Source organism: Belnapia mucosa, from assembly GCF_016775475.1.
Lineage (GTDB): Bacteria > Pseudomonadota > Alphaproteobacteria > Acetobacterales > Acetobacteraceae > Belnapia > Belnapia mucosa.
In genome coordinates this window covers 292,825-318,864 of sequence record NZ_JAEUXJ010000004.1, presented here as the reverse complement: position 1 = coordinate 318,864, position 26,040 = coordinate 292,825, and the positions used below count along the sequence as shown (strand labels likewise).

General features: G+C 71.8%; 25 protein-coding genes and 1 other RNA gene. 5 read left to right on the top strand and 21 right to left on the bottom strand.

What is annotated here, in order from left to right; genetic code table 11:
- Nucleotides 1-46: 46 nt before the first annotated feature.
- The 18 genes from ftsA to JMJ55_RS12370 all read right to left on the bottom strand — a co-directional run bounded on the left by ftsA (nt 47) and on the right by JMJ55_RS12370 (nt 19,908).
- Entirely contained in the window at nt 47-1,342 is a 1,296-nt protein-coding gene (ftsA, locus tag JMJ55_RS12455; RefSeq protein ID WP_202825873.1) for a cell division protein FtsA, read from the bottom strand.
- Entirely contained in the window at nt 1,339-2,235 is an 897-nt protein-coding gene (locus tag JMJ55_RS12450; protein WP_202825872.1) for a cell division protein FtsQ/DivIB, read from the bottom strand. Before JMJ55_RS12450 ends, ftsA begins: the two co-directional genes overlap by 4 nt.
- Complete coding sequence (locus tag JMJ55_RS12445) at nt 2,225-3,148, bottom strand: D-alanine--D-alanine ligase (RefSeq protein ID WP_202825871.1); 924 nt, start codon at nt 3,146-3,148, stop codon at nt 2,225-2,227. Before JMJ55_RS12445 ends, JMJ55_RS12450 begins: the two co-directional genes overlap by 11 nt.
- The gene (gene murB / locus JMJ55_RS12440; RefSeq protein WP_202825870.1) at nt 3,145-4,038 is read right to left on the bottom strand and encodes a UDP-N-acetylmuramate dehydrogenase; all 894 of its coding nucleotides are present in this window, start codon (nt 4,036-4,038) and stop codon (nt 3,145-3,147) included. Before murB ends, JMJ55_RS12445 begins: the two co-directional genes overlap by 4 nt.
- A complete protein-coding gene (gene murC / locus JMJ55_RS12435) occupies nt 4,035-5,471 on the bottom strand; it encodes a UDP-N-acetylmuramate--L-alanine ligase (protein ID WP_202825869.1) in 1,437 nt (478 codons plus the stop codon). Before murC ends, murB begins: the two co-directional genes overlap by 4 nt.
- Nucleotides 5,471-6,586 (bottom strand): undecaprenyldiphospho-muramoylpentapeptide beta-N-acetylglucosaminyltransferase, encoded by a 1,116-nt coding sequence (gene murG / locus JMJ55_RS12430; protein ID WP_202825868.1) that lies wholly within the window; start codon nt 6,584-6,586, stop codon nt 5,471-5,473. The genes murC and murG overlap by 1 nt, the downstream gene beginning before the upstream one ends.
- A gap of 8 nt (nt 6,587-6,594) precedes the next feature.
- Nucleotides 6,595-7,779, bottom strand: a complete 1,185-nt coding sequence (locus JMJ55_RS12425; protein WP_407927539.1) for an FtsW/RodA/SpoVE family cell cycle protein — start codon at nt 7,777-7,779, stop codon at nt 6,595-6,597.
- Nucleotides 7,776-9,152 (bottom strand): UDP-N-acetylmuramoyl-L-alanine--D-glutamate ligase, encoded by a 1,377-nt coding sequence (murD, locus tag JMJ55_RS12420; RefSeq protein ID WP_202825866.1) that lies wholly within the window; start codon nt 9,150-9,152, stop codon nt 7,776-7,778. Before murD ends, JMJ55_RS12425 begins: the two co-directional genes overlap by 4 nt.
- Nucleotides 9,149-10,237 (bottom strand): phospho-N-acetylmuramoyl-pentapeptide-transferase, encoded by a 1,089-nt coding sequence (gene mraY / locus JMJ55_RS12415; protein WP_202825865.1) that lies wholly within the window; start codon nt 10,235-10,237, stop codon nt 9,149-9,151. Before mraY ends, murD begins: the two co-directional genes overlap by 4 nt.
- Nucleotides 10,234-11,598 carry a UDP-N-acetylmuramoyl-tripeptide--D-alanyl-D-alanine ligase gene (locus JMJ55_RS12410; protein WP_202825864.1) on the bottom strand — a complete coding sequence of 455 codons (1,365 nt, stop codon included), beginning with the start codon at nt 11,596-11,598 and terminating at the stop codon, nt 10,234-10,236. The genes mraY and JMJ55_RS12410 overlap by 4 nt, the downstream gene beginning before the upstream one ends.
- Complete coding sequence (locus JMJ55_RS12405) at nt 11,595-13,064, bottom strand: UDP-N-acetylmuramoyl-L-alanyl-D-glutamate--2,6-diaminopimelate ligase (protein WP_407927537.1); 1,470 nt, start codon at nt 13,062-13,064, stop codon at nt 11,595-11,597. The genes JMJ55_RS12410 and JMJ55_RS12405 overlap by 4 nt, the downstream gene beginning before the upstream one ends.
- Nucleotides 13,051-15,177 (bottom strand): peptidoglycan D,D-transpeptidase FtsI family protein, encoded by a 2,127-nt coding sequence (locus JMJ55_RS12400; protein WP_202825862.1) that lies wholly within the window; start codon nt 15,175-15,177, stop codon nt 13,051-13,053. Before JMJ55_RS12400 ends, JMJ55_RS12405 begins: the two co-directional genes overlap by 14 nt.
- Complete coding sequence (gene ftsL / locus JMJ55_RS12395; protein ID WP_202825861.1) at nt 15,174-16,160, bottom strand: cell division protein FtsL; 987 nt, start codon at nt 16,158-16,160, stop codon at nt 15,174-15,176. The genes JMJ55_RS12400 and ftsL overlap by 4 nt, the downstream gene beginning before the upstream one ends.
- Nucleotides 16,157-17,128: a 16S rRNA (cytosine(1402)-N(4))-methyltransferase RsmH gene (gene rsmH, locus JMJ55_RS12390; protein WP_202825860.1), complete on the bottom strand. Its 972-nt coding sequence runs from the start codon at nt 17,126-17,128 to the stop codon at nt 16,157-16,159. The genes ftsL and rsmH overlap by 4 nt, the downstream gene beginning before the upstream one ends.
- On the bottom strand, nt 17,125-17,562 hold the full coding sequence (locus tag JMJ55_RS12385) for a division/cell wall cluster transcriptional repressor MraZ (RefSeq protein WP_202825859.1): 438 nt from the start codon (nt 17,560-17,562) through the stop codon (nt 17,125-17,127). The genes rsmH and JMJ55_RS12385 overlap by 4 nt, the downstream gene beginning before the upstream one ends.
- Before the next feature lie 400 nt (nt 17,563-17,962).
- An RNA gene (gene rnpB / locus JMJ55_RS12380) (RNase P RNA component class A) lies at nt 17,963-18,374 on the bottom strand.
- 35 nt (nt 18,375-18,409) lie between these two features.
- Nucleotides 18,410-19,054, bottom strand: a complete 645-nt coding sequence (locus JMJ55_RS12375) for an N-acetylmuramoyl-L-alanine amidase (protein ID WP_202825858.1) — start codon at nt 19,052-19,054, stop codon at nt 18,410-18,412.
- 47 nt (nt 19,055-19,101) lie between these two features.
- A complete protein-coding gene (locus JMJ55_RS12370; RefSeq protein WP_202825857.1) occupies nt 19,102-19,908 on the bottom strand; it encodes a TerB family tellurite resistance protein in 807 nt (268 codons plus the stop codon).
- A 116-nt stretch (nt 19,909-20,024) separates the two neighbouring features.
- Between JMJ55_RS12370 and JMJ55_RS12365 the strand changes: the two genes are divergently transcribed.
- Nucleotides 20,025-20,921 carry a TauD/TfdA dioxygenase family protein gene (locus JMJ55_RS12365; RefSeq protein ID WP_202825856.1) on the top strand — a complete coding sequence of 299 codons (897 nt, stop codon included), beginning with the start codon at nt 20,025-20,027 and terminating at the stop codon, nt 20,919-20,921.
- Between the two features lie 65 nt (nt 20,922-20,986).
- Complete coding sequence (locus JMJ55_RS12360; RefSeq protein ID WP_202825855.1) at nt 20,987-21,508, top strand: metallophosphoesterase family protein; 522 nt, start codon at nt 20,987-20,989, stop codon at nt 21,506-21,508.
- Nucleotides 21,509-21,515: 7 nt separating this feature from the next.
- On the opposite strand, the gene JMJ55_RS12355 is transcribed toward JMJ55_RS12360, so the two are convergent.
- Genes JMJ55_RS12355 through JMJ55_RS12345 form a run of 3 tightly spaced genes read right to left on the bottom strand, consistent with a single transcriptional unit; the run spans nt 21,516 to nt 23,565 of the window.
- Nucleotides 21,516-21,950, bottom strand: a complete 435-nt coding sequence (locus JMJ55_RS12355) for a secondary thiamine-phosphate synthase enzyme YjbQ (RefSeq protein ID WP_202825854.1) — start codon at nt 21,948-21,950, stop codon at nt 21,516-21,518.
- 10 nt (nt 21,951-21,960) lie between these two features.
- Nucleotides 21,961-22,638, bottom strand: a complete 678-nt coding sequence (locus JMJ55_RS12350; protein ID WP_202825853.1) for an HAD-IA family hydrolase — start codon at nt 22,636-22,638, stop codon at nt 21,961-21,963.
- 48 nt (nt 22,639-22,686) lie between these two features.
- Nucleotides 22,687-23,565 (bottom strand): LysR family transcriptional regulator, encoded by an 879-nt coding sequence (locus JMJ55_RS12345; RefSeq protein WP_202825852.1) that lies wholly within the window; start codon nt 23,563-23,565, stop codon nt 22,687-22,689.
- Between the two features lie 107 nt (nt 23,566-23,672).
- Between JMJ55_RS12345 and JMJ55_RS12340 the strand changes: the two genes are divergently transcribed.
- Genes JMJ55_RS12340 through JMJ55_RS12330 form a run of 3 tightly spaced genes read left to right on the top strand, consistent with a single transcriptional unit; the run spans nt 23,673 to nt 26,038 of the window.
- Nucleotides 23,673-24,845, top strand: a complete 1,173-nt coding sequence (locus tag JMJ55_RS12340; protein ID WP_202825851.1) for a thiolase C-terminal domain-containing protein — start codon at nt 23,673-23,675, stop codon at nt 24,843-24,845.
- On the top strand, nt 24,842-25,252 hold the full coding sequence (locus JMJ55_RS12335) for a Zn-ribbon domain-containing OB-fold protein (RefSeq protein ID WP_202825850.1): 411 nt from the start codon (nt 24,842-24,844) through the stop codon (nt 25,250-25,252). The genes JMJ55_RS12340 and JMJ55_RS12335 overlap by 4 nt, the downstream gene beginning before the upstream one ends.
- Before the next feature lie 6 nt (nt 25,253-25,258).
- On the top strand, nt 25,259-26,038 hold the full coding sequence (locus tag JMJ55_RS12330; RefSeq protein ID WP_202825849.1) for an enoyl-CoA hydratase/isomerase family protein: 780 nt from the start codon (nt 25,259-25,261) through the stop codon (nt 26,036-26,038).
- Nucleotides 26,039-26,040 lie beyond the last annotated feature (2 nt).

The window sequence follows — 26,040 nt, the reverse complement described above, 5'->3', positions numbered from 1 at the left end:
GCGCATTCCATCCCCGTAATCCACAGGGCGATGTGGCGCGGCGGCATCATGCGAAGTCCCGCAGCCAGTTGACGAGGCGACGGAATCGGCTGGTCGGCCGCTCCAGCCCCGGCAGCAAATCGAGCAGTGGCCTTCCTTCGCCGGCGCCCCAAGCCAGCAGGCCGAGCGGCGCGGCGAAGGCGGGGCCGGAGGCAGTTTCGGGCAGGCCGCGCACCGGATGCGGCCGGCCGAGTCGCACTTGCCGGTCCAGCACCCGCGCCGCCAATTCGCGCGCGCCGACCAGCTGGCTGGCGCCGCCGGTCAGCACCACGCGCCGACCGATCTCGCGGCTGAGTCCGGCAGCCTCGAGCTGGTCCTTGACCATCTCAAAGGTCTCTTCCAGCCGCGGGCGGATGATGCCGATGATCATGGCGCGGGGGACGCGGGCGATCTGGTCCTCCTCCTCGCCGACCTGCGGCACGGGCAACCATTCCCGCTCGTCATCCGGTGCGCCGAGCACGCCGCCATGCAGCGTCTTCAGCCGCTCGGCATGGGCGATCGGCGTCGAGAGGCCGCGCGCCAGGTCGTTGGTGACGTTCCAGCCGCCGAAGGGGATCTGCGCCGTGTGCAACAGGTGTCCCTCGGCGAAGACCGCGAGGCTGGTGGTGCCGCCGCCCATATCGATGACCGTGGCGCCGAGCTGCTTCTCGTCCTCGACCAGCGTGGCGAGGCCTCCGGCAAAGGGGGCGGAGACCAATTCCTCCACCACCAGGTCGCAGCGCAGCAGCGTCGCACCCAGATTGAGCAGGGAGGCCTGCGCCGCATCGACCATGTGCAGCCGGGCCGCGAGGTTTTCGCAGATCATGCCGCGCGGATCCTCGGCACCCGGCGTTGCATCCACGGTGAAGCCGAGCGGGAAGGCATGCACCGTCTCCCGCCCGTCCTCGACGCTGCGGCGGCGGCCCTCATTCATGATGGCGCGGAGATCGGCCTCGGTGATGGCGCGGCCGCCGATCGGCCATTGGATATTCTGCTGCCGCGACTCGGGCTGGCCGCAGGAGAGGTTGACGATGGCGCCCTTCAGCTGGGTATCCGCCATCTCCTCCGCCTGGCCGACCGCGGCGCGGATGGCGCGCTCCGCCTCCTCGAGATCGACGATGTTCCCGCCCTTGATGCCACGCGCCCGCTGCCAGCCGAAACCCAGCGCCCGCGGCTCGCCGTCATTCTCGATGCGGGCGATGATGCAGACGATCTTGGTCGAGCCGATATCCAGCACGCCGAAGATGCCGCTGCGGGCATTGCGCCGGCGGCGGCCCTGCACGGGCGGGCCTTCATTCTGGCCGAGGCGGGCAATCTGGTTCATCCCCGGCCGCTCCTCACCCGTTGCACCGTCGGCTCCAGTGGCGCGGGCGATCCCTGCGAGGGCAGGCGCAGCACCAGCTTGTCCGGCAGGCGCAGGTCGATCGCGGCCAGCGGCCGGTCGAGCAGACCCTGCTTCTGCTGCAGCTCGGCCAGGCGGGTCAGCGCCGCCGCTTCCTGCCCATCCGGCAGCAGGACATCGACGCCGTTGCGCAGCCTGAGGTTCCAGCGCCGCTCCGCCACGCGGACCAGCGCATGGGTGCGCTCCTGCACCTCCGGCACCGCCCGCATCAGCTCGATCATCGAGCCGGCCAGGCGGTTGGCGCCGGCGCCGACGACCAGCGGCAACCGGCCGAAGGCGCCGATATTCTCCGAGGAGACGACCTCGCCCTTCTCGTCGATGACGGAGAAGCGGCCCTCGCGCTGCCAGATGGCAAAGGGCTGGCGCTCGGTGATCCGCACCCGGATCAGCCCGTTCAGGTGCCGCTCGACATGCGCCGAGTTCACCCAGGCGATCATCTCCAGCCGCTCCTTCGCCGCCTGCGGGTCGAAGGCGAGGATGGGATCGCCGCGGCGAATCGAGAGGGCTTCGCGCACCAGGTCAGGTGGCGTGTTGCGGCTGCCCTCCAGCACCACCTCCTGTACGGTCAGCCCGGCATCGCCGGCGATCTCGGCGGCGCCGTCCCAGAGCGCGGCGATGCGGCCGGCCGGATCGGCTGCCATGAAGGCGAGGCCGGCCGCGACCAGCAGCCCGCCGGCGCCGAGCGCCAGCCCGGCCGGGCGCAGCAGGCCGCGCCGCCGGCGCAGCCAGAGCCGCAGCCGCGTGGGGCGGGAGGGAGTCGCCTCGGCCCGCCGGCGGCGGGTCGGCGGGCGATTGCGGGCGGGTTCAGGGGCCATGTCGGGCCTGCTCCACCATCCAGGCGCAAAGCGCGGGGAAGCCGATGCCGGCATGCGCCGCCTGTTCGGGCAGCAGCGAGGTCGGCGTCAGCCCGGGTTGGGTATTCACTTCCAGCAGCACGAGCCGTCCCGGCTCGCCCGCGGTATCGTCATAGCGGAAATCCGCCCGCGTGGCGCCACGGCATCCGAGCGCGCGATGCGCGGCCAGCGCGACCTCCATCGCCTGTTCCCGCACTGAGGGATGGATCACGGCCGGCACCACATGGCGGGAGCCGCCCTCGGCATATTTCGAGGAATAGTCATAGAACTCGCCCGCATCGGCGATGATGTCGGTCACCGCCAGGGCGCGGTCGCCGAGCACGCCGACCGTCAGCTCCCGGCCGGGGATGAACTCTTCCGCCAGCACGGTCTTGCCGAAGCGCCAGCCGCGGGCGATCTCGGCCCGGCGGTTGTCACCCTTGCGGAGGATATGCACGCCGACCGAGGAACCCTCATTCACCGGCTTCACCACATAGGGGCGCGGCAGCGGGTCCTCCGCCTCCAGCTCCTCTGGTTCCAGCAGCCGGTGCGCGGGCACCGGCAGGCCGGCGGCGCGGAACACCGCCTTGGCGGCGACCTTGTCCATGGCGAGCGCTGAGGCGCGCAGGCCGGAATGGGTATAGGGAAGGCCCAGCCAGTCCAGCACGCCCTGGATGCAGCCATCCTCTCCGAACCGGCCATGCAGGGCGTTGAAGACCACATCCGGCTTCGCCGCCCGCAGCGCCGCGATGGTCGCGGCGAGGTCGGGGCCGACATCGATCGGCGTCACCTCGAACCCGGCCTCGCGCAGCGCCGCCACGCATTGCTGGCCGGAGGCGAGGCTGACCTCGCGCTCTGCCGAGATGCCGCCATGCAGCACGGCAACATGGGTCATGCCGGCACTCCGAGCCGTTTGATCTCCCACTCCAGGGAGATGCCGCTGAGGTCGAGCACCCGGGCGCGGACCTCTTCGCCGAGCGCTTCCAGCTCCGCCGCCGTGGCGGTGCCGGTGTTGAGCAGGAAATTGCAGTGCTTCTCCGAGACCTGCGCGCCGCCGCGGGTCAGGCCGCGGCAGCCGGCCGCATCGATCAGCGCCCAGGCCTTGTGGCCGGGCGGGTTCTTGAAGGTCGATCCGCCGGTGCGGGCGCGGACCGGCTGCGCCGCCTCCCGCGCCGCACGGATCTCCGCCATGCGCGGCGCCGGGTCGCCCGGCCAGGCATGGAATCGGGCGCGGGTGACGACGCCGCCTGGCGGCAGCGCGGCATGGCGGTAGGACAGATCAAGCTCCGCCGCCGTCAGCCGCACCAGGCCGGCGGGCGTCGCCAGCTCGGCCCAGTCGAGCGCGTCCTTCACCTCGGCCCCATAGGCGCCGGCATTCATCGCCACCGCGCCGCCAATGCTGCCCGGGATGCCGGAGAGGAATTCGAGGCCGGCCAGCCCCGCCGCCGCCGCATGCTCGGCAACGGTCATGTCGAGCGCCGCGGCGCCGGCGACGATTCCATCCGCCTCCACCACCACCTCGGCGAAGGGGCCGCCGAGCCGTAGCGCGACGCCCGGCAGCCCGCCATCGCGGATGATGAGGTTGGAGGCGGCGCCGAGCACCGTCAGCGGCATCCCCGGCGCGAGGCCGGCGAGCAGCGCCACCAGATCCTCGGCATCCGCCGGCCGCACCAGCCATTCCGCCGGCCCGCCGACGCGGAACCAGGTGAGCGGCGCCAGCGGCACTCCCGCCCGGACCCGGCCGCGGAGATGCGGGATGGCGTGGATCATGTCACGCGCGCTCATGCCCGCCTCAGCGGCGTCGGCCGGAAACCGGGCTGCAATGCGGAGAGCTGCTCGGGCAGCGCATGCGCCCAGCCGGTGATGCTGCCGGCGCCGAGGCAGACGACGTAGTCGCCCGGCTTGGCGATGGCATGGATCATCTCGGCCAGGCTCTCCGGCCCGGGGAGGGCGACGACGCTGCGATGGCCGCGGGCGCGCAGCCCCTCAACCAGCGAATCCTTGTCGATCCCCGGGATCGGCGCCTCGCCGGCGGCATAGACATCGGCGACGATGACCGTGCCGGCATCGTTCATGCACTTCGAGAATTCCTCGAAGAGCGTGGCGAGGCGGGAATAGCGGTGCGGCTGCACCACCGCGATCACGTCCCGCGCGCCGGCCTGCCGCGCCGCCTTCAGCACCGCGGCGATCTCGACCGGATGATGGCCGTAGTCATCGATGACGGTGATGCCGCCCGCCTCGCCGACGCGGGTGAAGCGCCGCTTCACGCCCTTGAAGCCGGCCAGCGCGCTGCGGATCGTCGCCTCGTCGATATCCATCTCGACGCCAACGGCGATGGCGGCCAGCGCGTTCTGGACATTGTGCTGGCCGAGCATCGGCAGGCGGAAGGGCTTCATCGTCCGGCTGCGCCGCGTCACGCGGTCCTGCACCACCACCTCGAAGGTCGCGCCCATCCGGTCGGTGATGACGCGTTCCGCCCGCACATCGGCCTGGGGCGAGAAGCCATAGGTGACGATACGCCGGTCGAGCTTCGGGATCATCGCCTGCACCTCGGGGTGGTCGAGGCAGAGCACGGCGAAGCCATAGAAGGGGATGTTGGAGACGAATTGGGCAAAGCCCTCCTTCATCGCCTCCGCCGTGCCCCAATGGTCCAGATGCTCGGGATCCATATTGGTGACGATGGCGACGACGGAGGGCAGGCGGAGGAAGCTGCCATCGCTCTCATCCGCCTCGACCACCATCCAGTCGCCGTCGCCGAGGCGGGTATTGGTGCCATAGGCATTGACGATGCCGCCATTGATGACGGTCGGGTCGATCTTCGCCGCTTCCAGCACGCAGGCGACCAGGCTGGTGGTGGTGGTCTTGCCATGGGTGCCGCCGACCGCGACGGACCATTTCAGCCGCATCAGCTCGGCCAGCATCTCGGCCCGGCGCACCACCGGGATCAGCGCAGCGCGGGCCGCCTGGACTTCCGGATTGTCCTTCTTGACGGCGGTCGAGACGACGACAACCTGGGCGCCTCCCAGATTCTCCGCCGCATGGCCGATCGCGACCGGGATGCCGGCCTCGCGCAGCCGGGCGGTGTTGTAGCCCTCGGCGATGTCGCTGCCCTGCACCTGGTAGCCGAGATTGTGCAGCACCTCCGCGATGCCGGACATGCCGATGCCGCCGATGCCGACGAAGTGGATGGGACCGATGGTTAGGGGCAGGGCACGCATCAACGGGTTTCCTGGGCGGCGCGCGCCCTGACGAGCGAGAGAACGAGGTCGGCAAGTCGTTTCGCCGCATCCGGCTGGGCGAGCCGGGCGGCGGATGCGGCAGCGCGCTTCAACCCCTGAGGATCGCTCAGACGGGCGGCGAGTTCGGCGGTGAGTGATGCCGGGGTGAATTCGGACTGCGGCATGACGATGGCTGCCCCCGCCTCAGCGATGGCGCGGGCATTGGCCTTCTGGTGGTCGTCGATCGCATGCGGCAGCGGCACCAGGATGGAAGGCCGCCCGGCGCAGGCGAGTTCCGCCACCGTCCCGGCCCCGGCGCGGGCGATGACGAGATGCGCCGTCGCCAACCGACCGGCCACATCGGGAAAGAAGGGCGAGAGTTCCGCCGGAACATTGGCGCCGGCATAGGCCTCGCGCACCCGGTTCAGATCCTCCGCCCGGCATTGCTGGGCGACGACGAGGCGGCTGCGCAGTGCCTCCGGCAGGGCGGCGACGGCGGCCGGCACCACATCGGCGAAGATGCGGGCGCCGAGCGAGCCGCCGAGGACCAGCAGCCGCAGCGCGCCCTCCGTCCCCGGATAGTCGCAGCCGGCCAGCGCGGCGAGCGCCGGCCGCACCGGATTGCCGACCACCTGCACCGGCGCCCCCGGCGGCACCCGCCCGGTCGCGGCATAGGACAGCGCCAGCGCATCCGCACGCGTGCTGAGCAGCCGGTTGGCGCGGCCGAGGATGGCGTTCTGCTCATGCAGCACCGTCACCGGCCGGCGGCCCAGCATGGTCAATGCGGCGATCAGCGGCGGCACGCTGGGATAGCCGCCGAAGCCGACCACCGCCGAGGCCTCCAGCCGGCGCACCAGCCGCCGCGCCTGCAAGGTCCCGGCCGCCAGGGCCAGCGCCCCGCGCGCCGCGCTGACCGCGCCGCGGCCCGAAAGCCCCGAGCCGCGCAGCACGAAACGCTCGGCATTGGCGAAGGCCGCGCTCTCGAAGGCGGCGGAGCGGGCATCGGTCATCAGCGCGATCCGCTCCCCGCGCGCCAGCAGCTCCGCCGCCAGCGCCTCGGCCGGGAAGAGGTGCCCGCCGGTGCCGCCGGCGGCGATGACGATGGGGTGGACCATCGGACCCCTCATTCCACCCCCTCGGCGCGGGAGGCGCGCTTGCGGGTCAGCGCCAGCAGCATCCCCATGCCGAGCGCGATCGCCAGCACGGAGGAGCCACCATAGGAGACGAAGGGCAGGGTCATCCCCTTGGTCGGGATGAGGTGCAGCGAGGAGGCCATATTGACGAAGGCCTGCAGCCCGAACTGCGCCAGCAGCCCGGTCGCCGCCAGGATGACGAAAAGCTCCGCCTCGCCCAGCAACCGGATCAGCCCGCGCACCACGACGAAGGCAAACAGGGCGAGGATGACGAGGCAGACGATGAAGCCGAATTCCTCCCCCGCGACCGCAAAGACGAAATCGGCATGGGCGTCGGGCAGGGCGTTCTTCACCCGGCCCTCGCCGGGGCCGCGGCCGAACAGCCCGCCATTGCCGAAGGCCTCCATGGCCTTGGTGATTTGGAAGGTGTCGCCCGAGGAGGGGTCGAGGAAGCGATCGACGCGGCTGCGGACGTGGTCGAGGGTGAAATAGGCACCGATCGCCAGCCCGATGCCGCCGATGCCGAGCGCGCCGACAAAGGCGAGGTTCAGCCCGGCGACGAAGAACTGCGCCAGGAACATCGAGACGACGACCATCAGCATGCCGAAATCCGGCTGCGACTTCAGCACCACCGCCACCACGGCGAGCAGCAGGAAGGCGCCGGTCGGCCAGAGCCATTGCGGATGCAGCAGCGCGAGGCCGCGCTGACCCGACGCCGCCCGGCGCGCCGCCGCCGCCTTGCCCTCCGACAGCATCCAGGCGACGACCACGGCGAAGCAGGGCTTGAGGAATTCCGAGGGCTGCATCGTGCCGAGCAGCGGGAAGGACAGCCAGCGCCGCGCGCCCTTGGTTTCGAAGCCGATCACCAGCGTCGCCGCCGTCAGCACCAGCGCGCCTATGCAGCCGAGGATCGCCAGGTGCTTGATGTTCCGCGGCGTCAGCAGCGAGACCATCACCATCAGCGATGCGGCGAGGCCGAGGAAGACGACCTGCTTGATGAACAGCAATTCGCGCGAGCCGCTGCCCATGACGCGCTCGGCGACGGCCGGGCTGGCGGCCAGCATCATGACATAGCCGAAGCCGATCAGGATCAGCAGCGCCGCCAGCGTCCAGCGGTCGACCGTCCACCACCAGCGGCCGAGGACGGAATTGTCGGAGCGCGAAATGGCCATCAGGCGGCCCCCCCTTGCATCCCCGGCAGCGCCGCGACCAGGGCGCGGAACCGCGCGCCGCGCTGCTCGAAGCCGGTGAACTGGTCCCAGCTGGCGCAGGCGGGCGAGAGCAGCACCACCGGCGCCGCCCCGGCCCGCGCCGCTTCGGCGGCGGCCGGCACCGCTTCCTCCAGCGTCCCGGCGATCCGGTGCTTCACCCCATGCGCCGCCAGCGTCGCCGCTAGGATCGGTGCGTCGCGGCCGATCAGCAGCGCCTCCGCCACGCGGGGGAAGAAGGGGACGAGGCTTTCGATCCCACCCTCCTTTGCTGTGCCGCCGGCGATCCAGACCAGGCGCGGATAGCTGGCCAGGGCCCGCGCCGTGCTGTCGGCATTGGTGCCTTTGCTGTCATTGACGAAGGCGATGCCCTGCCACTCGCCGACCCGCTCCTGCCGGTGCGGCAGGCCGGGATAGCTGCGCAGCCCCGCCGCCACCTCCGCCCGCGTCAGGCCGAGATCGAGTGCCGAGGCGGCCGCGGCGGCCGCGTTCTGGGCATTGTGGCTGCCGGGCAGGGCAGGGGCCTCGGCGAGGTCGAGGATCGGCCCGGCCTCGTCGCGCAGCAGCCGGCCTTCGCCCCAGATTCCGCCCGACTGCGGCCCTTCGCCGGAAATGGGCAGGACCCGTGCCGCAAGGCCGGCTGCCATGCCGGCGGTCCAGGCATCGTCCATGCCGAGCACGGCCAGATCCTCGGGGCGTTGGTTGCGGAAGATGCCTGCCTTGGCCGCCCGGTAGCCTTCCATATCGCCATGCCGGTCGAGATGGTCGGGCGACAGGTTGAGCATCACCGCGTGGTTGAAGCGCATGCCCTGGATTCGCTCCAACATGTATGACGACATCTCGAGTGCGTATACGCCATCGGTATCCAAGATATTGAGGGAAAGCGCCGCCGGCCCAAGATTCCCGCCCGCCTCCGCCGCCCGCCCGGCCGCGCGCAGCAGATGGTGCAGCAGCGCCGTGGTGGTGGATTTCCCATTGGTCCCGGTAATGCCGGCGAAGCGCGCGCCGGAGCCCGCCGCCCGCACCGCCCGCCAAAGATATTCGGCATCGCAGAGAATCGGCCGCCCCGCCGCCCGCGCCGCCTCGGCCGCCGGATGGGCCCGCGGCAGGATGTGCGGGATGCCGGGCGAGAGCAGCAGCGCATCCCAGCGGAAGCGTCCGGCCGCCGGGTCCTCGACCCGCAGCCCCGCCGCCTCGGCCGCGGCCCGGCCCTCCGGCCGGTCGTCCCAGCAGGTGACCTCGGCGCCCCAATCGGCCAGGCGCTGGGCTGCCGGCAGGCCGGCCTTGCCGAGGCCGACGACCGCGACGGATTCGCCGGAGAAGGGCCGGAAAGTGCTCATCGGATCTTCAGCGTCGAGAGGCCGACCAGCGCGAGCACCATGGCGATGATCCAGAAGCGGATCACGATGGTGGCCTCGGCCCAGCCCTTTTTTTCGAAATGATGATGCAGCGGCGCCATCAAGAAGACCCGCCGTCCGGTGCGCTTGTACCAGAAGACCTGGATGATGACGCTGACCGTCTCCACCACGAACAGCCCGCCGACGATCGCCAGCACGATCTCATGCTTGGTGGCGACGGCGACTGCGCCGAGCGCGCCGCCCAGCGCCAGCGACCCCGTATCCCCCATGAAGACCGCCGCCGGCGGCGCATTGAACCAGAGGAAGCCGAGCCCCGCGCCGATCAGCGCGGCGCAGAACACCGCCAACTCATTCGCCCCCGGCACCGAATGGAGTTGGAGGTATTCCGAAAAGACCCGGTTGCCGACCAGATAGGCGATCAGGGTGAAGACCGCCGCGGCGATCATCGCCGGGACGATGGCGAGGCCGTCCAGCCCGTCGGTCAGGTTCACCGCATTGGAGGCGCCCATCAGCACCAGCATCCCGACCAGCGGGAAGAGGTAGCCGAAGGGCAGCAGTGTCTCCTTGAAGACCGGGAAGGCGAGGCCGGTGGCCACCGCCGGCGGCAGCAGCATGATGATCCAGACCGCGCCGACCAGCCCGACGCCGGCCTGCCAGACCAGCTTCATCCGCGCCGAGACACCCTTGGTGTTCCGCTTGGTCACCTTCAGCCAGTCATCGGCGAAGCCGAGCCCGCCATAGCCGACCGTCACGAACAGCGCCGCCCAGACCAGCCCGCTGCGCAGATCGGCCCAGAGCAGCGTCGCCAGCGACAAGGCCAGCAGGATCAGCACGCCGCCCATGGTGGGCGTGCCCTTCTTGGTCAGCAGGTGGCTCTGCGGCCCGTCGGTGCGGATCGGCTGGCCACCACGCTGAAAGCCGCGCAGCCAGCGGATCACGGCGGGGCCGAGGGCAAGCGAGAGCACCAGCGCCGTCAGGCAGGCCGCGCCCGCCCGGAAGGTGGTGTACCGGATCAGGTTAAAGAGGGGGAATTCCTCGGCATAGGGCGCGAAGAGATTGAAGATCACGCCCGAATTCCCCTGAGAGCCGCGAGGACCTTGCCCATCAGCGTCGCCTTGCTTCCCTTCACCAGCACCGCATCCCCGTCCCGAAGCCCGGCCGCGACCAGCGGCGCCAGCTCCCCCGATGTTTCCGTGCGGGCCAATACCATCCCCGGCGGCAGCGCGGCGGCGAGGTGGCGCATGTCTGGCCCGCAAAGAAAGACGGCATCGGCCGCCGCCTGCACATGCGGCGCCAGGGCCGCATGTTCCTCGGCCGAGAAGGGGCCGAGTTCGCCCATCTGCCCCAGCACCGCGACCCGCCGCCGGGCCGGCAGCAGCGCCAGCACGGCCAGCGCCGCCCGCACCGAAGGCGGCTGACCGTTGAAGGCCTCATCCACCAGGGTGGCGCGGCCGCCATCGGGCGTGGCGATGGTCTCGGCCGCGCCGCGCCCGACCATCGGCCGGTACTCCGCCAGCCGTGGCGCCACGGCTGCGGCATCGCCGCCCAGCGCATGCACCGCCGCCAGCGCACCGATGGCGTTGCGGACCAGATGCGCCCCCGGGGCGCCGAGCCGGAAGGCAGCGCGCCGCCCGGCGATCTCCGCCGTCACCGCGCTGCCCGTGGCCTCGGCGGTCACGGACAGGGCGCGCACATCGCCGCCCTCGCCGAAGGTGACCACCGGATGTCCCGGCGCCGCGGCGCGCAGCAGCGGCAGGAAAGGGTCTTCGGCCGGCAGCACCGCGATGCCGCCCGGCTCGAGCCCCGCCGCGATGGTCGCCTTCTCGGCGGCGATCGCCTCCAGGCTGCCGAGATGGCCGATATGGGCCGCGCCGATATTGGTCACCAGCGCCGCATGCGGCCGGGCCAGCCGGGCGAGGGGGGCGATCTCGCCCGGATTGTTCATCCCGATCTCGATCACCGCATAGGCGCTGGCCTCCGGCATCCGGGCCAGGGTCAGCGGCACGCCCCAATGGTTGTTGTAGGAGGCGACGGCGGCATGGGTCGGGCCGAGGCCCGAGAGCAGCAGCCGCAGCATCTCCTTGGTGCCGGTCTTGCCGACGCTGCCGGTGACAGCAACGATCCGCGCCGCCGTCCGCGCCCGCCCGGCGGCGCCGAGCGCGGTCAGCCCGGCCAGCGTGTCGCCAACGCGCAGCAGGGGCGCCTCCGGCGTCACGCCCGGCGGGTCGCGGTCCACCATGGCGGCAGCCGCGCCGCGGGCCAGGGCATCGGCCACGAAGTCATGCCCGTCGCGCGCGTCGCGCAGCGCGATGAACAGATCGCCCGGCTGCACGGCGCGGCTGTCGATGGAAACGCCGGTCACGGCAAGCTCGGCGGCGAGGCTTCCGCCGGTCGCTGCGCGCAGCGCCGCTGCGGTCCAGAGGCTCATGCCGCAAGCTCCCGCACCACCGCCGCGTCGTCGAAGGGCAGGGTCACGCCGGCGATGGTCTGGCCGCTCTCATGCCCCTTGCCGGCCACCGCCAGCACATCGCCCGGCGCCAGGTCCGACAGCGCCATGGCGATCGCCGCCCGCCGCTCCCCGGCATCCACCCCGCCCGGGCAGCCGGCCAGGACCGCGGCACGGATCGTCGCCGGATCCTCGCTGCGCGGGTTGTCATCGGTGATCCAGCAGCGGTCGGCATGGCGCGCCGCTGCCTCGCCCATCAGCGGGCGCTTGCCCGGATCACGGTCGCCGCCGGCGCCGAAGACCACATGCAGGCGCCCGCCGCGGCCGACATGCGGCCGCAGCGCGGTCAGCAACCGGGCCAGCGCATCCGGCGTATGGGCATAATCGACATAGACCGCGGCGCCGCCTGGCAGCCGCGCCGCCAGCTCCATCCGCCCCCGCACGCCCTCGAGCCGGGAGAGCAGGGTCACCGCCCAGGCCGGTTCCAGCCCGGTGACGACCGCCAGCGCCAGGGCCAGCAGGGCATTGTCGGCCTGGAAGCGTCCCGGCAGCGGCAGGTGCAGCGCGTGCCGGGCGCCGAAGGCGATGATCTCCAGCGCCTGTCCGTCCGGCAGGGGCTGCTGCGCCAGCAGCCGGACCGCATCCCCCGCCTCGCCGACCTTCAGCAGGGCGAGGCCGCGCCGGGCCGCGATCCCTTCCAGCGCCGCCAGCGTCGCGGGGTCCATATCGGCATTGGCGACGGCCGTGGTGGCGGGTTCCAGCACCGTCTCGAACAGCCGCAGCTTGGCGGCGCGATAGGCCTCCATGCTGCCGTGGTAGTCGAGATGATCCCGCGTCAGGTTGGTGAAGCCGGCGGCGGCGAGGCGCACGCCATCCAGCCGCCGCTGCTCGATCCCGTGCGAGGAGGCTTCCATTGCCGCATGGCCGAAGCCGGCCCGCGCCAGGGCCGCGAGCTGGGCATGCAGCGCCACCGGATCCGGTGTGGTGAGGCTGGCGCCGCCCGGGAAGCCAGGGGCGATCAGGCCGAGCGTGCCGAGCGAGGCCGCCCGCCGCCCGGCGAGCGCCCAGAGCTGACGGAGGAAATCCACCGTGCTGGTCTTGCCATTGGTGCCGGTGACGGCGACCACCGTCGCCGGCTGGGCGCCGGCCAGGGCGGCGGCCATCAGCGCCAGGCTGCGGCGCGGATCGGGGCTGGCCAGCAGCGGCCGCGCCGGCAGGCCCTCGGGCCAGGCCGTGCCCTCCGGCGCCAATACGGCCTCGGCGCCGCGCGCCACCGCCTCGGCGATGAAGGCGCGGCCATCCACCCGCGCGCCGGGGAGCGCCACGAAGATCCTGCCCGGCTGGACGGCGCGGCTATCCGCGGTCAGGCCGCGGATGGCGACTCCCGCCACTTCGCCGGCCGAGGCGGGGTCCAGCCCGCCAGCACGAAGGAGGTCACCGAGGCGCAAGGCCGGCCTCGCGCGGCGAAACCGGGCCGGCAACGAAGCGCAGCAGGCCTTCCGGCGGCGCTGCATCGGTACGCCGCAGGGAGGGTGCCGGCGGCACCAGGGCCGGTGCCGGGGCCGGGGCGGGCGCCGGTGCGGCCGCGGCCGGCGCGGTGCGCGGCCCGGGCGCCGGGGCCTGTGGGGCGCCGGCCGGCGGCGCGGCGCGCGGTGGCCGGCCCGGCTGCAGCGGCACCGCGAGGGTCTGCTGGATCTGCGGGATGCGATCCGTCTCCGGCACCATGCCGAGGATCGGGGCGACGCGGCGGATCACCGCGCCCGCCGCCGGCGCCGCCACCCAGCCCGCCGTCGCATAGCCATGGCTCTGCGCATTCGGCTTCGGCTCGTCCACCATGACATAGATGGCATAGCGCGGTGCGTTCAGCGGGAAGGCGCCGACGAAGGCGGCGATGCGCTTGTCTTCCAGATAGCCGCCGCGCGGCCCGACCTTCTGCGCCGTGCCGGTCTTGCCGCCGACGAAATAGCCGGCCACGTCGGCGCCCTTGCCGGAGCCGTCGGTGACGACCAGCCGCATCAGCTTGCGCATCGTCTCCGAGGTGCGCTCGGAGATCACCCGCGTGCCCTCGCGCTGCACATCCGCCGGCTGGGCCAGCAGCGTCGGCGAGCGCAGGATGCCGCCATTGGCGAGCGCCGAGATGCCGGTGACGACATGCAGCGGCGAGACCGAGATGCCATGGCCGAAGGCGACGGTCATGGTGTTGATGTCGCGCCAGCCATTGGCGCTCGGCGCCAGCGGCCGTGCCGTTTCCGGCAGCTCGACCTGCAGGCGCTGGAGCATCCCCATCCGGACCATGAATTCGCGGTGCCGCGCCGGGCCGACGCCCATCGCCATATGCGCCGCGCCGAGGTTCGACGAATAGGCCAGCACTTCGGGCAGGCTCAGAACCCGGTTCTTGCCCTTGTAGTCGCTGATGGTGAAGCGGCCGTAGCGGATCGGCCGGCTGGCATCGAAGCTGCTCCAGAGATTGGCCGTGCCGAGCTCGAGCGCCATCGCCGCGGTCAGCAGCTTGAAGGTCGAGCCGGGCTCATAGAGGCCGACGGTCGCGCGGTTGAAATGCGGGTCCGTATCCTGGCTCGGCGGGCGGGGCGTGGCCGGGCGGGCAACGACCGGGCGGGCGAGCGAGGCCGCGGCGGCCGTGGCCGGCGCCGCTGCCTGCCGCCGCTGCAGCCCGCCGGGATCGGAGGCGTCGTAATCCGGCAGGCTGACCATGGCCAGCACCTCGGCGGTGTTGATGTCCATCACCACCCCGGCGCCGCCGATGCCGTTATAGTCGGAGATCGCCTTCTGCACCGCCTCGCGCAGCGCCACCTGCACCCGGACATCGACCGAAAGACGGAGCGGCGAATGGTCGGTGCGCAGCCGCTCGTCGAAGCTGCGCTCCACGCCGGCGATGCCGCGCCCGTCCACATCCACCTGGCCGAGCACATGCGCGGCCGCCGAGCCCTGGGGATAGAAGCGCCGCTCGGCAGGGCGGAAATGGAAGCCGGCGATGCCGAGGTCGTTGATCGCCTGCTGCTGCCGCGGTGGCAGGTTGCGGGCGATATAGGCGAACTCCACCGGCCGCTCGGTGCCCGGGACCATGCGCGGGCTGATCCGCGCGACCAACCTTTCGCGGTCGAGGCTCGGCAGCACCCGCAGCAGCTTGTCGGCCGCCGCCTCGGGGTCGTTGATCTCCTGCGGATTGGCGTAGAGCTCGGTTACCTGGAGCGAGACCGCCAGCACCTCGCCATTGCGGTCGGTGATGGCGGCGCGGCCGACATTCGGCTCGCCGGTCGGCATCCGCACCGCGGCACGCGGCTTCGGCGTCATCGGGTCGATCAAGGTGGCGAAGGCGAGCTTCAGCGTGACCGCGCCGAAGAGCAGCGCGAAGCCACCGGCGGCGACCACGAGCCGCCCCCGCGTCTTCTCCAGTTGCGCGCGCCGCGCCAGCTCCGGTGCCGCGATGCGCACCAGGGCGCGCGAGGGCGTGGCGGCGCCATGGGCGGGCAGCCGGCGGCCGGCCGGCGCGGCATCGGGCGAGGGCGGCGGGCGCAGCCCGTCCTGCGGGAAGTGGTTCATTGCGCCAGGGTCCCGTTGCGCAGGCTGGCGGCGCCGGCGCTGCCGAAGGGCACGGGCGGGGGCAGCAGCGGCCGGCTGCCGCCGCCGAGCACCGATCCGGCATAGGGGGACGGCGGCGCCACCGGCGCGGCGGCGGCCGGGGCGACCACGGCATGCGGCACAGCGGCGGGCGGCGTCGCCGGCCGGGCCAGGCTGGCGGTGGAGGCGACCTGCTGCACGGCCGGGCGCGGCGCGGCGACCGGCGGCAGGCTGGCGAGCTCGGTCGCCGGCCGCGGCGCGGGCTTCGGCGCCGGCGGGCGCGGCTGGGTGGCGCGGGCGAGATCCACCAGCGCCGGGCGCGGCGGCGCCTCGGTAACCACACGCGGCTCAACCGGGCGCGGCTCGGCCGGCCGGGCCGGCAGGGCAATGCGCACCGGCGGCGCCGGGATGGCGGCGAGGACCGGGACCGGCGGCGGCGGCGGGGGTGGCGGCGGCAGGATCAGGAAGGGCTCGGGCGCCACCGCGGCCACCACCGGCTCGGCGGCGGCGAGGACCGGCGCGGCCAGGGGTGCCGCCGGCACCGGGGCCGGCGGGGGTTCCGCCACCACCACCTGAACCGCGTCGGCAATGCGCGGCAGCAGCGAGAGGGTGGTGGTGCCGAGCGAAGCCGGCTCGCGCACTGCGAAGAGCGCGGTCGGGCCGCTATAGGCGGCGACGGAGGGCAGCCGCCGCTCGGCCTCGGTGGCGCGGACGAACTGCGCCGGCTGCATCGCTTCCAGCTCCGGCAGGTGCCGCTGCGCCACGCTGCGCAGCCGCTCCGGCTCGTTCAGCCAGGCCCATTCCGCCTGCAGCGTCTGGGTGCGCGCCTCCGCCTCCTCGACCTTGCGGGCGATGCCGCGCAGCTCTCGGTCGAGCAGCGCTGCCTCGTGCTTCGTCTGGTAGACATGCATTCCGGCGCCGAGGAAGGCGACGAGGCAGACCATGGTGAAGGGGCGGAAGATCATGCGGCGTCCCGGGGCGTGGCGAGGCGGTCAGGGAGAAGGCGTTCGATCGCGCGCAACCGGGCGGATCGGGCGCGGGGATTGGCATCGGTCTCGGCCCGGCCGGGCCTGAGGGCCTTCGGCGTCAGCAGCCGGAATTCGGCGGGCCCGGCGCGGCCGGCGAGGGCGCCCGGATCATGGCGGGATGCGCCGGCGGCGCGGCCCGTGGCGCCGGCCATGAAGCGCTTCACCAGCCGGTCCTCGAGCGAGTGGAAGGCAACAACCACCAGCCGCCCGCCCGGCGCCAGCAACGCCCGGGCGGCGGCCAGGCCGCGCTCGACCTCGCCCAGCTCGTCATTCACCGCGAGGCGCAGCGCCTGGAAGCTGCGGGTCGCGCCGTCGATCCCCGACGGGTCGCGGGGAACGCAGCCGCGCACCAGGGCGGCCAGCCGCGCCGTGGTGGTGATGGGCTCCTCCCGCCGCGCGGCGACGATGGCGCGCGCGATGCGGCGGGAATACCGCTCTTCACCCAATTCGTAGAGCAGATCAGCCAATTCCGACTCGCCCAGGCCGTTCACGAGATCCGCAGCGGACTTCCCATGCTTGGACATCCGCATGTCAAGCGGACCATCGCCCCGGAAGGAGAAGCCGCGGTCGATTTCGTCGAGCTGGTAGGAGGAAACGCCGAGATCGAGGACGACGCCGTCGAGTCGGGCGATCTCGCGCGCTGCCAGCAGCTCCAGCATGTCGCCGAAGCGGCCCTCGATCAGCTTCAGCCGGCCGCCATGGCGCGCGGCGAGCGCGGCGCCGCGGGCGATCGCATCCGGGTCGCGGTCGATGGCGAGCAACGTGCATTGCGCCGCGCCGAGGATAGCATCGGCATAGCCGCCGCCGCCGAAGGTGCCGTCCAGATAGGTGGCGCCGTCGCGCGGGGCGAGGGTCTCCAGCACCTCGGCCAGCATCACCGGCACATGCCCGGGCGCGCCGCTCATACGTCGCCCCCCTCATCCTCGGCGTCGAGGCGGGCTTCCTCGGCGGCATAGGCCTCGGCCGACCAGATCTCGAAATAGGCGCCACGCCCGGCGAATTGCAGCTCGCCGCCGAGGCCGACTGCTTCGGCCAGCTCGCGCGGCATGACGACGCGGCCTTCGGTGTCGGGGTGCAGGGTGTGGATCCGGCCCACCAGCTTCCGCATGATCGATTGGTACTCGGCAGAAAGCTTGCTGAGGCCTGCGACTCGGGCGTTCACTTCCGCCATGTAGTCAGGCTTGGACCAGACCTCGATGCAGGGAAGATGGCGGGACTTGCGGAGGATGATGTCCTCGGCGCCTTGGCGGCTGAGGATGGCGCGGAAGGGTGCCGGCACCGAGATGCGGCCCTTCTTCGCGTCGAAGCCCCCGCCAAAGGTGCCTGTGAACTCGGACATCGCCCAGCGACCGCCCCCCAGTGACCGCTTGTTGACTAGCCCTGTGGGGGATGCGTGCTGATGCCGCCTGGCTGCCGGTGCAGCGGCCGGCGGGGCCCCCCGACCCCGCCGGCTCGCCCGACCATCCCGCCGTGGATCCCTCGCCCCCCCGAGCTGTTGGACCCCCCTGCGGGATGACTTGGGATAGCACGGGATTTCGTGGGACCACAAGCACGAATGCCATCCGGCATGGGACGGCGTGACGGATAAATTGGCGGATTCCTAAGCGCTTATGAGCCGGTATCGAGTTCGCGGTAGAAATCATCTAGTGTCGAAAGCAATATGTTATACTTACCCGGTTTGTTCTTTCAGCGGACCGGCCCGCTGGTGGAAAAATCTGTGGACAGGCCTGGGGAGAAAGTGCGTCAGGCGGCCTGTAAGCCGGGTTCTGTCCGCCCCCGGAAAACCGGGGACGAGGCGACCATTCCTCTGGGACGCGCCTCGCGGCGCGCCTCACGCGGCCAACCCGGGCGACGGGGCGGGAACGCCCTTGCGCCACGCGGGCCAAGCCCACGCTCGCCGGTCACCCCTATTCGGCCTTGCTCCCGGTGGGGTTTGCCCTGCCGCCCCCGTTGCCAGGGGCGCGGTGCGCTCTTGCCGCACCGTTTCACCCTTGCCGGACAGCCTTGCGGCGGCCCGGCGGTCTCTTCTCTGTGGCACTTTCCCTGGGGTTTGACCCCCGCCGGCCGTTGGCCGGCACCGTATTCCCGTGGAGCCCGGACTTTCCTCCAGCACCGCCTTGCAGCGATGCCAGCGGCCGCCCAGCCACCTGACGCGGCGCCCTGATGCGCCGGCCAGGGCGCCCGCGTCAATGCCCGAAGGGCGGGTGCAGCGCCGCGACCGCGGCCAGCAGGCCGAGCGTCTCCGCATCGGCCAAGCCATCCACCCGCGCCGGCCGCCAGCGGCGCTGGAAGGCGCTGAGCAGCAGCGGCAGCGGCAGGTCCGGCCGGTAGCCGATCGCCGCCAGCAGCGCCGCCGCGTCGGCTTCAGTCCCCCCTGGCGCGGACCCCGGCGCCGCGGGCCAGAGCCCCACGCCATTCGCCGCCAGCCCCTGCCAGTCGAAGAACTCGCCCGGATCCTGCTTGCGGTCCGGCGCCACGTCGCTATGCCCGACCACATCCCAGGCCGCGATCGGATGCCGGCCGAGGATGCCGAGGCAGAGGTCGCAGACCGCCGCCATCTGCAGGGCAGGGAAGGGGCGGTAGCCCCATTCATGGCCAGGGTTGACGATCTCGATCCCGATGCTGCGGTCGTTCAATCCCGACCGGCCGCGCCAGTGGGAAATGCCCGCATGCCAGGCGCGCCGCTCCTCCGGCACCAGCCGGAACACCGCGCCATCTTCCTCGACCACGTAATGAGAGGAGACGCGCGCCTCGGGGTCCCGCAGCCGGGCGATCGCTGCCGCGCCGCTCTGCATCCCAGTATAGTGCAGCAGCAGGATATCGACCGGCATCTCCGCCGGCCGTGCATCCTGGTTCGGGCTCGGCGCGTCGATGATCCTCAGAGCTTCCGCTCCCGCTTCACCCGGTCCCAGGCGGCGTTGATCTCCGCGACCTTTTCCGTTGCCCGCTTGACGAATTCCGCCGGCACGCCGCGCGAGGCAAGGCTGTCCGGATGGTTCTCCCGCATCAGCCGCCGCCAGGCCTGGCGCAGCGCTTCGTCCGAGGCATCGCGGGAGACGCCGAGGATCGCATAGGGGTCGGGTCCGGTCTCGGCCATGGCACCGCCGCCACTGCCGCCGCCGGTGGCCCGCGAGGTCTGCCCGTCCCGCGCCCTTTCCCAGGCCCGGGCATCCAGGCCGAAGCCGCGCTGCACACCCTGCAGGAAAGCCAGCTCCGCCTTGGTCAGCGGCCCATCGGCGAGGGCGATCTGGAAGAGGGCGGCCAGCACGTCCTCCAGCATGCCCTTGTTGTCCGGGAAGGCCTCGCCCAGTCGCTGGGCGAAGGGCTCCGCCGGGTCGGCGCTGTCGCGCGCCTGGTCGAACAGGGCGGCCACCTCGCGCAGGTTCTCGGGCGGGATACGGAACAACCGCTTGAAGGCGTCGATCTCGGCCCGCTTCACCGGCCCGTCGCATTTGGCGAGCTTGGCGGCCAGGACCACGACGGTGATGGCAAAGAGCTGTTCCCGGCTGCCGAGCAGCGCCGCCGCATCCGCCGCCTGCCGCACCGCGGAGCGGCCGAACAGCGAGCCCAGCGGATTGACCCCCTGGTCCGAGGCATGGCCGAGCGCCGCCCCGACCACGGCGCCGAGCGGCCCGCCGGTCATGAACCCCGTCACCCCGCCGATGATCTTGCCCCAGAGGCTCAAGAACCCGTCCCGCCTGTTGCGCTGGTCCAGCCTTAGCATGCCCGGGCGGGGCGGGAAGGGGCCTCGCATCGCCTTCCCCGAATGGTTAGACTCGGCGGTAAAGGGAGAAAACGGCCATGACGCTCACGCTCCGCCCGCTGCACCCGGTTTTCGGCGCCGAGGCCAGCGGCCTCGACCTGCGCCAGCCCCTGGGCCCGGAGGAGGTCCGAGCGGTGGTCGAGGCGCTGGACCAGCATGCCGTGCTGGTCTTCCGCGACCAGCTGATGGAGCAGGAGCAGCAGGTGGCGATGGCCCGGCAATTCGGGCCGCTCAATCCCGGCCTGAAGAAGATCGGTGGCCGGGCCGAGCGGATGCGCGAGGCGACGCTGATCGACATCTCCAACCTCGATGCCGAGGGGCGGCCGCTGCCGCGCGACAGCAAGAAGGTGGTCAGCGGCCTTGCCAACCAGCTCTGGCATAGCGACAGCAGCTTCCAGGCCCCGGCCGTCTCCTATTCCATGCTCTCGGCCGTGACCCTGCCGAGCTGGGGCGGGGAGACGGAATATGTCGATCTCCGCGCCGCCTGGGATGCGCTGCCGCCGGCGCTGCAGCGCCAGGTGGAGGGGCTGGAGGCCGAGCATTTCGCGCTGCATTCCCGCATGACCCTGCTCGGCGACACCGACTATACGCCGGAGCAGCTGGCGGCGCTGCCGGCGGTGGTCTGGCCGCTGGTCCGCATCCATCCCGGCTCCGGCCGCAAGGTGCTGTTCTGTGGCATCCATGCGCGGCGGATCCTCGGCATGGGGGTGGCCGAGGGGAAGATGCTGCTGCTGGATCTGCTGGAGCACGCGACCCAGCCGCATCTCCGCTACCGGCACGAATGGCGTCCCGGCGACCTGGTGATCTGGGACAACCGCGCGACGCTGCATCGCGGCCGCCGCTACGACCTGAACGAGGCACGCGAGCTGCGGCGCACCACCTGCGACGAGGTGCCGGCAGGAGCGACGCCGGTGGGGCTGCACCATGCGGCCTAGCGGCAGGCTGGACCGATAGCGGGCCCTCGGGCGCTTGGCGCGAAGCGAGGTGACCGGGCAGTGCCATGGCCGTTTTCTTCACCAGCGACACCCATTTCGGCCATGCCGGGGCGCGAGGTTTCTACCGGCGTCCCTTCGACTCCCTGGCCGCGATGGATGCGGCCATGCTGGAGCGCTGGAACGCGACCGTCGGTCCCGAGGACGAGGTCTGGCATCTCGGCGATTTCGCCCTCGGCATGCCAGCGGCGGCGATGGCGGATCTGCTCGTCCGGCTGCACGGCCGCAAGCATCTGGTCGCCGGCAACAACGATCCACCGGCGACGACGGAGCTGGCCGGCTGGGCGAGCACCCAGGCCTATGCCGAGATCGAGCTGGGCGGCGTCGGCCTCGTCCTCTGCCACTACCCCTTCCGCAGTTGGCGCAATATGGGCCGCGGCTGGCTCAACCTGCATGGCCATAGCCATGGCCGCTTGGCACCGATGACGCGCCAGACCGATGTCGGTGTCGATGTCTGGGAGTTTCGGCCGGTGACGCTGGCGCAGATCGCCGCTAAGCGATCCCGCAGCAGGCCGGCGCAATCGCGCTGAGGACGCCTTACGGCCCCGCCGCCTCGCCAAGCAGATGCAGCACCAGTTCGCGCCGATGCGGGCTGGTCCGGTGCTCGTAGAGATAGACACCTTGCCAGGTCCCGAGCACGGGCCGGCCATCATCCACCGGGATCGAGAGCTGGGTCTGCGTCAGGGCGGCGCGGATATGGGCCGGCATGTCGTCCGGTCCCTCCTCCTCATGCCGGTAGCGGCCATCGCCGCCATCGGGCACGAGGCGCCGGAGGAAGGCTTCGAGATCGGTCCGGACCTCCGGCGAGGCATTCTCCTGCACCAGCAGGGAGGCCGAGGTATGCCGGCACCAGATCGTCAGCAGGCCGGTGCCGATTCCCTGTGCCCCGGCCCAGCGGCAGACCTGGCCGGTGATGTCGACCAAGCCGCGCCCGCGCGTCTCGACCTCGATGCGATGAAGCCGCTGTTCCATGGCTGCTCTCTCAATCCGACAGGGCGATGATCGCCCGCGCGACATCGGCCAAGCCATCGCCCTGCAGATCGGGCGCCGTCAGGATGGCCGGATAGGGGCGGCCGCGGGCGACGAAGGCCGCCAGCAGCCCCGCCGCCTTGGCACCATTCGTATCCCAGGGATGCGCCGCCACCAGCATGAGCCGCCCGGGCTCGACCCCGGCCCTTTGGGCGGCGTGGAGATAGACCTCGCGCCGGGGCTTGCTGAGGCGCACCTCCGCCGTCGTGACCACCGGCGCCACCCTCTCATGCAAGCCGGCGCCCCGCAGAAGGCTCTCCGTCGCCGCCGCGCCGCCATTGCTCAGCGCCATGACCCGCAACCCGGCCGTGGTCAGTATCGCGACCGCCTCCACCGCGTCCGCCTGCGGGGGCAGGGTCGCCATGGCATCGAGTAGGGCGGATGTCGCAGCCGGCGAGGCCGTGCGCCCCTGCTGGGTGAGTAGGTCATCCAGGGCCGCCTCCATGATGGCCCGCAGCGGCTGGAAGGCGCCGATTGCCGCCAGCGCGAAGCTGTCGCGCAGGCTGGCCGCGAACCAGGCCTGCAGCATCTGCGGCGGCAGGCCGAGCGCCTCCAACCCTCCCTGCAACGGCTGGATCGGGAAGAGGGTCTCGATTACGTCGAAGGCGACGACCTGAGGACGCTGCGGCATCTCGGGCTCCGGCTGGTGCCGGGCGTGAACGCGCCAAACCGGGACCGGTCATCCCCCACCGGACAGGTCGTGTGCGATCTCCTCCAGCAGCCAGGCGCGGAAGGCCTGCAAGGCTGGCCTCGGACGGCCGGGCGGCATCACCAGCCAATAGGAATCAACCGTATCCACGACGCCCGGCGCGATGGGCAGCAGCCGGCGGCGGCGCACATCCTCCGCCACCAGCATCGGCGATACGATGACCGCGCCCAGGCCCTCGAGCGCCGCCTGCACCGCGAGCGAGGTGCTCTCGAACAGCAGCGGCACGCCGGGCAGCCGGTGGCCGGTGGCGGAAGCCCAGACCTCCCAATCGCCCGGCCGCACCCGGCTGCCCAGCAGCGTCAGGCCACTCAGCCCCAGGCGCCGGGCCGCGCGGGCCAGCGGCGGTGCGGCATAGGGCGCCACATCCACCACCTGCAATCGCTCTGCACCGGGCGCGGGCGGATGGTCGGCGGAGCGGATCGCGGCATCCACCGGGTCGCGGGCGAAATCCACCGGCGCGATGGAGGTGGTGACCTCCACCTCCTGCCCCGGATGGCGGGCCCGGAAGCGCGGCAGGCGCGGGATCAGCCAGCGCAGCGCCCAGGTGGTATAGGCGCGGATGCGAAGCGGCCCCTCCGGCCGCGCGCCGATCGCGCTGGTGGCACCGCGGATGGCGGCGAAGGCCTCCCCCAGCGCCGCCGCGTAGTCGCGCCCGGCCTCGGTCAGGCTCACCGAGTTGGCGCCACGATGCACCAGGCCGGTGCCGAGATGCGCTTCCAGCGCGCGGATGCGCTTGCTGATCGCGGGCTGGGTGACGTTCAGCCGATCCGCCGCCGTGGTCAGGCTGCCAGTCTCCGCCACCAGGACGAAGGCATGCAGGCTGGCCAGCGGGGGCAGGGTGTCGCGCATGGGCCAGCCTAACCCCAGGTTGGCCTACCCCGCCAATTCATTCCTGGCCCCCGCCTCCACCCCGGCGCAGCCTCGCCGCCGGAGAAACGTCTGGAAGCCGGACCGCCATGCCACCCGACACATCGCCCGCATCGCCTGCGATCCATCAGCCATGGCCGCTGCGCGACAAGATCGCCTTCGTGGGCATCGGCACCACCCGCTACGGCAACTTCCCCGAAACCGACAGCTACGGCCTGGGCTGCGAAGCGCTGAACGCCGCGCTGGACGATGCCGGTCTCAAGCCCTCCGAGATCGACGGGCTGATCGTGAACCGCATCCCCAGCTACGAACGCTTCGCCGAAATCATGGGGATCAATCCGCAATACTGCCTGCTGACCGAGGCGCCAGGCCGCTTCTCCGGCGTCTCGCTGGCGCTGGCGGCGCAGGCCATCGCCAGCGGCGCGGCGGAGACCATCGCGCTGGTCTACGGCAATAACGGCCGCAGCGTGCGGATGCTCTATGGCGGCGGCGACAGCCAGTGGTCGCCCTGGGGCATGACCAGCCCGGGCGCCATCCACGCCATGATGTGGCAGCGCCACATGCATGAATTCGGCACCACGCATGCCGATCTCGGCCCGGTCTCGGTCGCCTTCCGCCACCATGCCTGCCTCAACCCCGATGCGGTGATGCATGGCCGCCCGATCACGCTCGAGGACCATGCCGCGGCGCGACCGATCTGCGAGCCGCTGAAGCTGCTCGACTACTGCCTCATCAATGACGGCGCCGTCGCCTGGATCATGACCAGCGCCGAGCGGGCGCGGGATCTGCGGCGGCCGGCGGTGCTGCTCTCGGGCTATGCGCGGCAGGATGCCTTCCACTACGGCAGCGCCCCGGCGGATGATTTCTGGTACCCCAATCTCAGCGCCACCCGCAGCGTCTATGACCGCGCCGGCTTCGGGCGGGACGACATCCAGGGCCTCGGCATCTACGACAATTTCTCGCCGACGGTGATGTTCAGCCTGGAAGGCTTGGGCTTCTGCAAACAGGGCGAGAGCGGCGATTTTGTGCGCGACGGCACGCTGCAGCTCGGCACCGATGGGGCGAAGGGGGGGCGCTGGCCGACCAATACCTCCGGCGGGCATCTCTCGGACAGCTACATGCAGGGCTGGGGCATCATCGCCGAATGCGTGCGGCAGCTGCGCGACGACTGCGGCGACCGGCAGATCCCGAACGCCCAGGCCATGCAGTACATCTGCGCCACCAATATCGCCCAGAGCCTGATCCTGCGGAGGGACGCATGAGCCTCGCCACTCGCCCCGCCCCGGTTATCGACAATTGGAATCGGACCTTCTGGGACGCCTGCCGCGAGCGGCGCCTGGTGCTGCAGCGCTGCACCGCGACCGGCCGCTGCTTCTTCCCGCCCGGCCCGGTCTCGCCCTTCACCGGCCGGCCGGACTGGGAATGGGTCACCGCTTCGGGCCGCGGCGAGCTGTGGTCCTTCGTGGTGTTCCACCAGAAGTATTTCGACGGCATGAAGGATGAGCTGCCCTATCCCGTCGCCATGGTGAAGCTGGAGGAAGGGCCCTACCTGCTCACGAATCTCGACGGCATGACGGCGGCCGAGGCGCGGATCGGCATGCGCCTCGCGGTGCGCTTCCCCGGCGGGCCGGGCGACTTCCTGCTTCCGCAATTCGGTCCGGAGGCCTGAGCCGCCATGGCCGATCCCATCATCCTCACCCGCCACCAGGGCTGGGCCGAGCTGCGCATCGACCGCGAGGCGAAGCGCAACGCCATGGACCGCGCCAGCCGCCGCGGCCTGCTGCGCGCCTTCGAATCCCTGCGCGGCGAGGCCAGGGCGATCGTCCTGACCGGCACCGGCGGCAGCTTCTGCGCCGGCATGGACCTGAAGGAGCGTGAGCAGGACCGCGAGCAGGGCCTCGACGATGCCGGCGAGGAGTGGATCGCGGTGAACATGGCGATCCGCGCGCATCCCGCCATCTTCATTGCCGCGGTGAACGGCCTCGCGCTCGGCGGCGGCGCAACGCTGATCAATGTCTGCGACCTCGCCATCGCCAGCACGCGCGCCAGCATCGGCTGCCCGGAGATGGGCTTCTCCACCTATCCCGGCATGGCGGGACCGGCGATCCAGCTCTCGGGCGTGACGCGCAAGCAGGCGGCCTGGCTGGTGCTAACGACCAACCGCATCGACGGCGCCACCGCCGAGCGCTGGGGCATGGTGAACCAATGCGTGGAGCCGGAGACGCTGCTCCCGACCGCCACCGCGCTGGCGCAGAAGATCGCGCAATTCGATGCCGTCGCGCTGACCGAAAGCAAGAAGGCGCTCGACCGCATCCCCGCGATCATCACCGATTGGCAGGAAGCCATGGATCACGGCCAGATGGTGAACCTCACAATCCGTTCTAAGACCACGGCCCAGGCCGAGGGCAGCGCCCGCTTCGCGGCGGGCGTCAAGAATCCCGGCCAGGGCGTCTGACC

Bases quoted from the DNA above. Each gene is read 5' to 3' on its own strand.
- ftsA (WP_202825873.1), bottom strand. From the start codon at position 1,342: ATGAACCAGATTGCCCGCCTCGGCCAGAATGAAGGCCCGCCCGTGCAG.
- JMJ55_RS12335 (WP_202825850.1), top strand. From the start codon at position 24,842: ATGAGCCTCGCCACTCGCCCCGCCCCGGTTATCGACAATTGGAATCGG.
- JMJ55_RS12350 (WP_202825853.1), bottom strand. From the start codon at position 22,638: ATGCCGCAGCGTCCTCAGGTCGTCGCCTTCGACGTAATCGAGACCCTC.
- JMJ55_RS12375 (WP_202825858.1), bottom strand. From the start codon at position 19,054: ATGCCGGTCGATATCCTGCTGCTGCACTATACTGGGATGCAGAGCGGC.
- JMJ55_RS12345 (WP_202825852.1), bottom strand. From the start codon at position 23,565: ATGCGCGACACCCTGCCCCCGCTGGCCAGCCTGCATGCCTTCGTCCTG.
- murB (WP_202825870.1), bottom strand. From the start codon at position 4,038: ATGAGCGCGCGTGACATGATCCACGCCATCCCGCATCTCCGCGGCCGG.
- murD (WP_202825866.1), bottom strand. From the start codon at position 9,152: ATGAGCACTTTCCGGCCCTTCTCCGGCGAATCCGTCGCGGTCGTCGGC.
- JMJ55_RS12410 (WP_202825864.1), bottom strand. From the start codon at position 11,598: ATGAGCCTCTGGACCGCAGCGGCGCTGCGCGCAGCGACCGGCGGAAGC.
- JMJ55_RS12360 (WP_202825855.1), top strand. From the start codon at position 20,987: ATGGCCGTTTTCTTCACCAGCGACACCCATTTCGGCCATGCCGGGGCG.
- JMJ55_RS12365 (WP_202825856.1), top strand. From the start codon at position 20,025: ATGACGCTCACGCTCCGCCCGCTGCACCCGGTTTTCGGCGCCGAGGCC.
- rsmH (WP_202825860.1), bottom strand. From the start codon at position 17,128: ATGAGCGGCGCGCCCGGGCATGTGCCGGTGATGCTGGCCGAGGTGCTG.
- JMJ55_RS12450 (WP_202825872.1), bottom strand. From the start codon at position 2,235: ATGGCCCCTGAACCCGCCCGCAATCGCCCGCCGACCCGCCGCCGGCGG.
- murG (WP_202825868.1), bottom strand. From the start codon at position 6,586: ATGGTCCACCCCATCGTCATCGCCGCCGGCGGCACCGGCGGGCACCTC.
- murC (WP_202825869.1), bottom strand. From the start codon at position 5,471: ATGCGTGCCCTGCCCCTAACCATCGGTCCCATCCACTTCGTCGGCATC.
- JMJ55_RS12385 (WP_202825859.1), bottom strand. From the start codon at position 17,562: ATGTCCGAGTTCACAGGCACCTTTGGCGGGGGCTTCGACGCGAAGAAG.
- JMJ55_RS12330 (WP_202825849.1), top strand. From the start codon at position 25,259: ATGGCCGATCCCATCATCCTCACCCGCCACCAGGGCTGGGCCGAGCTG.
- JMJ55_RS12340 (WP_202825851.1), top strand. From the start codon at position 23,673: ATGCCACCCGACACATCGCCCGCATCGCCTGCGATCCATCAGCCATGG.
- JMJ55_RS12355 (WP_202825854.1), bottom strand. From the start codon at position 21,950: ATGGAACAGCGGCTTCATCGCATCGAGGTCGAGACGCGCGGGCGCGGC.
- JMJ55_RS12400 (WP_202825862.1), bottom strand. From the start codon at position 15,177: ATGAACCACTTCCCGCAGGACGGGCTGCGCCCGCCGCCCTCGCCCGAT.
- JMJ55_RS12445 (WP_202825871.1), bottom strand. From the start codon at position 3,148: ATGACCCATGTTGCCGTGCTGCATGGCGGCATCTCGGCAGAGCGCGAG.
- ftsL (WP_202825861.1), bottom strand. From the start codon at position 16,160: ATGATCTTCCGCCCCTTCACCATGGTCTGCCTCGTCGCCTTCCTCGGC.